Annotated in this window: 9 protein-coding genes; 2 read left to right on the top strand and 7 right to left on the bottom strand. The window is 72.0% G+C overall.

Features of this window, described 5'->3' with window-relative positions; translation table 11 throughout:
• Positions 1–186: 186 nt before the first annotated feature.
• The 5 genes from ACWDX9_RS22295 to ACWDX9_RS22275 form a co-directional block, all read right to left on the bottom strand.
• On the bottom strand, positions 187–711 hold the full coding sequence (locus ACWDX9_RS22295; protein WP_350731760.1) for an RNA polymerase sigma factor: 525 nt from the start codon (positions 709–711) through the stop codon (positions 187–189).
• A gap of 60 nt (positions 712–771) precedes the next feature.
• On the bottom strand, positions 772–1557 hold the full coding sequence (locus tag ACWDX9_RS22290) for a helix-turn-helix domain-containing protein (RefSeq protein WP_449956929.1): 786 nt from the start codon (positions 1555–1557) through the stop codon (positions 772–774).
• 115 nt (positions 1558–1672) lie between these two features.
• On the bottom strand, positions 1673–2401 hold the full coding sequence (locus ACWDX9_RS22285) for a hypothetical protein (protein ID WP_449956928.1): 729 nt from the start codon (positions 2399–2401) through the stop codon (positions 1673–1675).
• Between the two features lie 2 nt (positions 2402–2403).
• On the bottom strand, positions 2404–3435 hold the full coding sequence (locus tag ACWDX9_RS22280; RefSeq protein WP_449956926.1) for a hypothetical protein: 1032 nt from the start codon (positions 3433–3435) through the stop codon (positions 2404–2406).
• Positions 3436–3615: 180 nt separating this feature from the next.
• Positions 3616–4683 (bottom strand): AraC family transcriptional regulator ligand-binding domain-containing protein, encoded by a 1068-nt coding sequence (locus ACWDX9_RS22275; RefSeq protein ID WP_449956924.1) that lies wholly within the window; start codon positions 4681–4683, stop codon positions 3616–3618.
• An 89-nt stretch (positions 4684–4772) separates the two neighbouring features.
• Between ACWDX9_RS22275 and ACWDX9_RS22270 the strand changes: the two genes are divergently transcribed.
• Together ACWDX9_RS22270 and ACWDX9_RS22265 are read left to right on the top strand one after the other, a co-directional pair.
• Positions 4773–5633 carry a polysaccharide deacetylase family protein gene (locus tag ACWDX9_RS22270; protein WP_449956923.1) on the top strand — a complete coding sequence of 287 codons (861 nt, stop codon included), beginning with the start codon at positions 4773–4775 and terminating at the stop codon, positions 5631–5633.
• Positions 5634–5642: 9 nt separating this feature from the next.
• Positions 5643–6392, top strand: coding sequence for a tyrosine-protein phosphatase (locus ACWDX9_RS22265; protein ID WP_449956921.1), 750 nt, complete (start codon positions 5643–5645; stop codon positions 6390–6392).
• On the opposite strand, the gene ACWDX9_RS22260 is transcribed toward ACWDX9_RS22265, so the two are convergent.
• The gene (locus tag ACWDX9_RS22260; protein ID WP_449956919.1) at positions 6304–6804 is read right to left on the bottom strand and encodes a PDZ domain-containing protein; all 501 of its coding nucleotides are present in this window, start codon (positions 6802–6804) and stop codon (positions 6304–6306) included. The genes ACWDX9_RS22265 and ACWDX9_RS22260 overlap by 89 nt on opposite strands.
• 271 nt (positions 6805–7075) lie before the next feature.
• Positions 7076–7768 (bottom strand): DUF1579 family protein, encoded by a 693-nt coding sequence (locus ACWDX9_RS22255; protein ID WP_449956917.1) that lies wholly within the window; start codon positions 7766–7768, stop codon positions 7076–7078.
• Positions 7769–7870: the final 102 nt, after the last annotated feature.

The following is a 7870-nucleotide window of genomic DNA, read 5'->3' as shown; positions in this document are numbered from 1 at the left end:
GCCGCCGCGCTCGCCACCATCAGGAGCGGCCACCGCGAGCGCCGCCTGACGCGCGGCGTGGCGAAGGCGCGGGCCAGGTCGGCCGAGCGGCGCCGCCGGTAGCCGTCCTCGGCCAGCTCGTCCAGCCCGTCGGGCTTGAGCTCGGCGAAGATTCGGTCGGTCATGAGGGGTCCTCCAAGGGTGTGGTCAGGAGTCGAGGCTGCGGGCCGGGCTCGCGCCGCCCAGGCGGAGGGCCAGGGTGAGGCGCTTGCGCGCACGGTGGAGCCGGACGTTGTACGTACGGACCGAGCAGCCCACGACGGAGGCCGCCTGCTCGGGCGGCAGGCCGTACCAGGTGGCGAAGATCATGGCCTCCACGTCGTGCTCCGGCAGGGCCGACAGCGCGGCCAGCGCGGTCTCCCTGTCGATGACGTGCTCGGCCACGTCCCAGGCCACCTGGTCGCGCGGGGTGGTCAGGGCCACGATCCGGTCGACCAGGGCCTGCCGCCGGTGGCGCGAGTCGCGCTGCTTGGCCAGCAGGTTGCGCGCCACCCCGAGCAGCCACGGCAGCGGCGGCTCCGGCAGGTCGTCGAGCCGCCGCCACGCCACCAGGAACGTCTCGCTGGAGACGTCCTCGGCCAGGTCGCGCTCGGCCCGCAGCAGGGCGTAGCCCAGGACGCTGCGGTAGTGCCGGTCGTAGAGGTCTGTGAATCGTTCCTCGGGATCATCCACACCCAGTAGTCCCTCCGGACGCCCCTGGATTACCGCGACCCACCGAATTATCCGTCAGGCTCACCGGCACGAGAGGCGGACCGGGCCGGCCGCGGTGGACTGCGCGCCTGATGGGTCCGCGATCTCGACCATGACCAGGCCGTCCGAGGTGACGACGGGGACCCAGGTGCCCTGGTGGGTGTGCTGGTCGAGGGTGAATTCGGCGACGGTGCGAGCGCCGTCGCCGAAGCCGTCCTTGACCGTGTACCGGACCTGCCGGCCGGGGAGGGGAGGGTTGCCCACGGAGACGTCCACGAAGCACTGGTGCCGGCCGCGCAGTCCGGTGGTGAACCGCCATTGGAAGGTGTTCCCGCAGACCGTGCCCGGTGTGCCGCGGTTGTCGTGGCGCGGGCAGCTGGGGGCGGCGACCGCCGTGAAGGCGAGGTCGGGCCCGGTCGCCGCCATGAGGTTCTTGGGGAGCGTGCCGGCCGTGACCAGCACGATCAGCCCGAGCGCCACTAAGGCCAGCCAGAGCAGCGCCGAGCGGCGGCGCGGACGGGCCGGCGGCGGCGACGTCGTGGTGTCCAGCCTCGCTCTGATCGTGTGCCAGGTCCGGGTCCATTCGTCCTGATCGCCGCCGCACGCGCCGACGTACGCCTGCGTGACCGCCAGGCTCGGCAGCCGGTCGCCCGCCGCCGCCGCGGACAGCGCGGAGGCCGAGTAACCCGCTTTGCGCTCCATCGCCCGGTAACTCGGATTGCCCGCCGCCCCCCGGAGGTTGCGCAACCCTTGGGCGAAGTCCTGGAGCGGGCCGGGCGGCACCGGCCGCTCCCGCCGCCCACGTGTCGTGGTGCCGTCGTGTGTCATCGTGCCCCCTGCCGTGAAGTGTCGCCCCCTATTCGTGGGCACACGGCCGGCGGACTGCACGTACGGCGAAGCGCCTGGCGGGGGGCGCGTCCGCTCCCGCCAGGCCTCCGGCTTCCTACCCTCTGCCCTTGCCCCGCAGGCAGGTCAGGACGATGCCTTCGTTCATCGTGTAGGTGTTCTTCGTGTTCCCCGCCTCGGTCCGGTGGCTCGCCATGGCGCCGGTGAGGTGGGCGAGCTCGTGGAGCAGGATCAGCGTGCGCCACTCGTCGGGGTCGAGCGGCCTGCCGCCGTCGTCGTTGTTGTACTGCACAGGCTGCGGCTTGGACTGGTGCCACTCCTGGTAGAGGTAGATCGTTCCGGCCGAGCCGCGGCCCGTCGTCGACTCCGCGTACGGCAGGCGCCCGTCCGGCGCGGGCGTGCCGTGCTTGGTGTACAGGTCGAACAGCCTGGGCGCCTTCCAGATCGCCCGCAGGATCGACAGGGCGCTCTCGCCGCGGGGGCTGTCCAGACCGGTGACGAAGCTGTTGCAGCGGGGGCGGTGCTCCAGCAGGTCCAGCGCGGTGTCCACGGCCAGGTGGAACTCCTTGTCGGCCGTCGCGGGGTCGGGCGGCCTCAGGGGGGTCGGTCCGGGGGAGGGCCGCTGGTTCTCTTCCTCCTCCTCGGTCACGGGCTCGTCCTCCGTGTCATCGTCATAGAGGTCCTCGTACCAGCTGGGCTCCTCCGGGTCCGACCACAGGTCGATGACGTCGGCGCGGGCCGGGCCGGTCGCCACGGCTCCGCTTCCGGTGATCACCGCGAGCGCGGCGAGGACGGGCAGCAGGCGGCGCGGGCGTGTGAGTCTCATCGTCAGCCCACCCTGACCTTGCCGAGGATGTCGACGACCGGCTCGCCGCAGGTGTTCACGTACCGGACGATCACGATGTAACGGACGCCTCTGGTCAGGAAGGAGGCGGCGTACCTGGTGCGGTCCTCCAGGACGGTGTTCTTGGCGACCGTGGGCTGCCGGTTGAGGAGCTCGTCGCCCGACTCGGACAGGAAGGCGTACTCGGCCGTGCTGCTCTTCGCGAGCTTGTCGCCGAAGGGCGCCAGGTAGGCGTTGCCGCCGAGGACGAGTGTTTTGCCGAGGTTGTCGCCGCCGATGTAGAACCTCGGGGTGAACCTGCCCGTGCGGGCCGTCGTCCCGTACAGGCGGACGTAGGCGGGGACGCGGCAGGTCTGCCGCTGCAGGCTCGGCCGCAACCGCATGACCTGCCGCCCGTACGAGCCTTGGCGGCCGTACGAACCGTCCTGGCCGTAGGAGCCCTGCCGCCCGTACGAACCGTCCTGGCCGTACGAGTCTTGCCGGGCCTGGGGAGCTTGCTGGGCCGGTTGGCCCGGCGTGCCGCGCTGCGCCGGAGCCGGGGTGCCCTGGGAGGGACGCTGCGGCTGGCCGCTTCCCGGCCGGCCGACGATGTACCGGTCGATGGCGGCGTTCGCGCCACGCTCCAGAACCCGTTCGAGCCAGGAGGGAAGCTTGGAACCCCCGTTGGTCTTCGGGAACGTCTTCGGAGTGGCCGGACCCGGCTGGTCGCCCGTGCCGGTGGGCGTGTCCCCGCCGCTCTCGGGCTCCTCCAAGGACAAGGAAGGGCTGTCGTCGCCGGAGCTACGGGCGGGCCCGGATCCGATGTCCCCGATGCCGGGAATACTCGGGATGCCGGGGAGACCGGGAATGTTGAGGCCGCCCGAGTCGTCCGACGGCAGGAATCCGGAGCCGGGGTCGAACCCTCCGAACGGGTCGACGGCGGCGCTCGCCGCGCCGGCGGTCACCCCGCTCGTGACGACCGCGCCGCTCACGGCCAGGACGACCGCCGCACGGCGCAGCCTCGAAGGTGATCTCACGTTTGCTCTCCTCTCGCGCTGCTGGACGTCTGCCAGCGATCCCTGACTACGGGGCCCGTCGATGACCAGCCAGACGGTGACGTTGTCCATTGGCCCGAGCCGTTGATCAGGGACGCCGGTCATCTCCGGACGTCCGCGCGAAGTGGGCGCGAAGTGGGCGCGAAGTGGGCGCGAAGTGGGCTACGTGGGGCCGCCGGCCCGGATGACGGCGGGGCCGTGGCCGTACCAGCGGTGGATGGCCCGCCGCAGCGCCCGCGAGTCGGTGAAGCCGACCCGCGCGGCGATGGACTCCACGCTGAGCGTGGTCTCCCGCAGCAGGCGGTCCACCCGCCGCCGGCGCAACCTCTCCAGCTCCTCCCGCCAGCTGGTGCCCTCGTCGCGCAGGCGGCGCTGGAGGGTCCGGGGGCTCATGGCCAGTCGCGCGGCCACCTGGTCGAGGCCCGGCGGGCCGCCGGCGACCGCGGACTCGAGCACGGCGTGGAAGCGGTCGAGCCAGCCCAGCACCGGCCGGGCGGTCACGACGGACAGCCGTGCGTGGTCGTCCAGGATCGCGGCGAGCGCGGGGTCGGCACGCGGCAGCGGGGCTTCCATGTCGGCCCGGGCGAACGTGATCGACGGTTCGCCGGTCTCGAACTCGACGCGCCTGGTGCCGAAGAGCTCCATCAGCTGCCTGGGCGCGGCGGGCGAGCGGTGCGGCAGGTGGACGCGTACCGGCGTGATCCGCCGTCCGGCCCCCGAGCTCGCCATGACGAGCATCATGTACGTCGCGAACTCCGCGATCATCGGGTAGTCCGGGTGGTCGCGGTAGGGTCCCTGCCAGCTGACCGTCACCCCGCCGTCGTCGTCGCGGGTGACGGCGAGCCGGTCGGCGGGGTCGGCGATGGCCGTGAGGCGGCGGGAGGCTACCTGAAAGGCGTCGCCGAGAGTGCCGGAGACGGCGAACAGGTAGTCCCACACGCCCAGGCCGCCCGGCCGCCACAGCTCCATGACCCGGTTGCTGCTCTGCCACGCCGGGCCGGAGATCAGCTCCCAGACCCGCAGGATGGTGGCGGTGGGGATGCGGATCCCGTCCTCGTCCAGGACGGCGAGGCCGGGCACGCCGGCGAGGCGCGAGCGGTCCAGCCCCGCCGCGATGCCCGCCCTGACCAGCAGGCGGGTCAGGTGGGGCGAGACGGTGCCCTTCGCGGTGTCGTCCCCCGTCGTGCTGCTCACCATGAACTCCCAGCGGAAGTGGCGCCTTCGGCCCATCCGATGACGCCTTCGGCCCTCCTGACGGACTCCCGCAATTTCTACCTTCATGGGCAGACCGCCCTTTCAGGGGCCCTTGCGGGAGGAACATGATGGAGAACACGCTGTTCGACTACAGCCCGATCGTCGGGCGCGAACCGATCCGCTGGCCGGGCGGTGCCCGCGTCGCCTTCTACGTCGGCCTGAACGTGGAGCACTTCACCGTCGACCGCCCCTCCACCAGCATCAACGAGGCGACCGCGGCACTCGTGCCGGATCCGCTGAACTACGGCTGGCGCGACTACGGGCCGCGGGTGGCGATCTGGCGCGTGATGGAGGTCCTCGACCGGCACGGGATCCGGGCGAGCGTGCTGCTCAACGCCGACGTGTGCGAGCGGTACCCCCAGATCATTGAGGCGGGCAACGCCCGCGACTGGGCGTGGCTGGCCCACGGCAAGAACAACTCCACGCTCCAGGTCGACGTCGGCGACGAGCGCGCCTACCTGACCGAGGTGGTCGAGACCATCGAGAAGGCCACCGGGCGGCGGCCGCGCGGCTGGCTGGGCCCCGCGCTCACCGAGACGTTCCGGACGCCGTCCCTGCTCGCCGAGCTCGGCCTGGGCTACGTGCTCGACTGGACCAACGACGACCAGCCGTACCGGCTGAACGTCCCGGGGATGCTGAGCGTGCCGTACTCGCTCGAACTCAACGACCTGGGCATCTTCACGATGCACGGCAGGAGCGGCGGCGACTTCGTGCAGCTGGTCAAGGACCAGTTCGACCAGCTCTACGCGGAGTCCGCCGAGAGCGGGCGGGTCATGGCGCTGGCGCTGCATCCGTTCGTCATCGGCCAGGCGTTCCGGGCGAAGTACCTGGACCAGGCGCTGGAGTACATCGCCGGCCACGACGGCGTATGGCTGACGACCAGCGACGAGATCGCCGAGCACTTCGCGGGCCTGGGGCGGTCGTAGAGTGACCGCGTGAGAAGACATATCGCGTTCGAGCGGCTGCACAACTTCCGGGATCTCGGCGGCTACCGGGCCGCCGACGGGAGCGTGGTGCGGTGGGGGCGGCTGTTCAGATCCGATTCGCTGGCCAAGCTGGGCGGCGAGGACTGGGACCGCTTCCTCGGCTTGGGCGTCCGTACGGTGATCGACCTGCGCTACCCCTGGGAGATCGAGGCCAAGGGGCGGGTGCCGCACCATGACGGGGTCGCCTATCACAACCTCAGCATCGAGCACCGGCCCTACGACCAGGCGGAGATCGACCCGGACGCCGACCCGTGGCGCTTCCTGGCCGACCGCTACGCCGAGGTCGCCCTCGACGGGGTCGCGGAGCTGCGGCAGGCCCTGGAGGTCATCGCCTCGGCGGACGAGCCGCTGGTGTTCCACTGCGCCTCCGGCAAGGACAGGACCGGGCTGGTGGCCGCGCTGGTGCTGGCCCTGCTGGAGGTGCCGGAAGACGACATCGTGCGGGATTTCGCGCTGACCGAGCTGGCCACCGACCGGCTGATCGCCGACTGGCGGGCGGCCCACCCGGGCCGCGAGCTGAAGTGGCCCGGGTACGGCAGAGCTCCCGCCGAGATCATGCGGCTCTTCCTGGCCGACCTGACGGCGGCTCACGGCTCCGTTCGGCGTTATGTCACCGACCGGCTCGGCGTGGACGAGGAGCTGATCTCAGAGCTCCGTGGCCGGTACCTCCACGACGGCTACGCCGGCACCCAGCGGTAGGAGGCGACCTCGGCGCCGCGCGGCTCGTACGACACCTCCAACCGCCGCGAGCAAGCGTGAACGTGACCTCGGCGGGTGAGCCCTTGGCCAGGTCGGAGCCGCTGGGTCCGGCCAGGATGCGGTCACCTTCACGCATGCCCGCCCGGACGGCGGCCGATCCGGCCACCAGCCCCGCGACGACGCCGGTCTCCATGCCGGCGAGGTCGAATCCGACCTCCGCGACGCGGTCGCGGAGGTCCTCGCGCCGGAAGCGGGGCCCGAGGGCGTCGGAGGCGGGGACCATCCACTCGCCCGCCTCCAGCGCCGCGAAGTCGCGCCTGGCCCGCTCGCCCAGCTCGGCGACCACCAGGTCGATCCACTCGGGCACGCCGACCTCCTCCCCGGCCCGCTTCCTGTCGAGCACGGTGAGCACGAGCTCGTCGAGGGGCCGGCGGCCGGCCGCGCGGAGCTTGGCGTCAAGGCCGAGGAAGTAGAACAGGCCCCGCCCGTACGGGACCCGCTGCGCCCGCTGGTCCTTCCAGAACCGCTCGGACCGATGGCGAGCGCCCGCCCAACCTGACGTTCCAGGGCGCGGGTCGCTACGGGCTACAGGTCCACGGCCGCGCCCGGCGGGGGGAGCGGCTGTCCAACCGCCCCGGCGAGTCGTACCTTCTGGTGATCCGGCCCGTCGCGCGGGGATCCTCCTAGCCGGCCTTGCGGATGTAGACGACGTGGTCCACCAGCCGTTCGGACTGGCCGGGAGGCGTGAAGTACAGGTCGAAGGTGTGCTTGTCGTTCGACCTGATGGTGATCACGGTCCGCATCGGGATGGTCTTCCCGACGTACTCGGGGCCGAGCACGCCGGGGTCGGTGAACGTGCCGGGCAGCGACAGCTTGTTGGTGCGCTCGGTGAGCGCGGGCCCGCGGTAGGTCATCGCGGTGGGGGTGACGCTGTCGAAGGTCGTCCACTCGTAGCGCCGGTCGATGGTGGAGAAGCCGAGGACGCCCAGACGGTAGTAGGGGTTGCCGCCCAGGGTCCCCTCGGTCCGCTCCTCCAGGAAGCGGCCGCCGGTCTTGGCGATCCACCGCGTCGTGACCGTGATGTCGCGGGAGACGATCGGCTTGCCGCCGCCGAGGAGGTAGTTGGTCTTGACGGCCTTCCACGTGCCGACCAGCGGGTCGAGCTGCCGGTGGAAGGGGCCGGGCGTGAGGACGTCGGCGGGCGCGCTCCGCACCTGGACGGCGGCCCGCGTAGTGATCGGTGCCGCGGCGGGCGCGCTCTGGAGCTGGGCGGCGGCCCGCGCGGTGATCGGTGTCGCGGCGGACGCGCTCGGCGCGCCGGCCAGGCCCAGTACGGCCACGGCCGAGACCACGGCCGGTGCCAGTCGGTTCAGCATGATGTCTCCACAGTGCTCGGAGGGCTCGGACGAGCCCGGCCGCCGGAGTGATCTCGGCGCAGAGGGATCGTGACATCGGGGGCATAGCCGCTGATAGTGTCG

Source organism: Nonomuraea sp. NPDC003201 (assembly GCF_053590415.1).
Note: the sequence above shows the minus strand (reverse complement) of the source record. Positions and strands in the feature narration are given on the sequence as shown.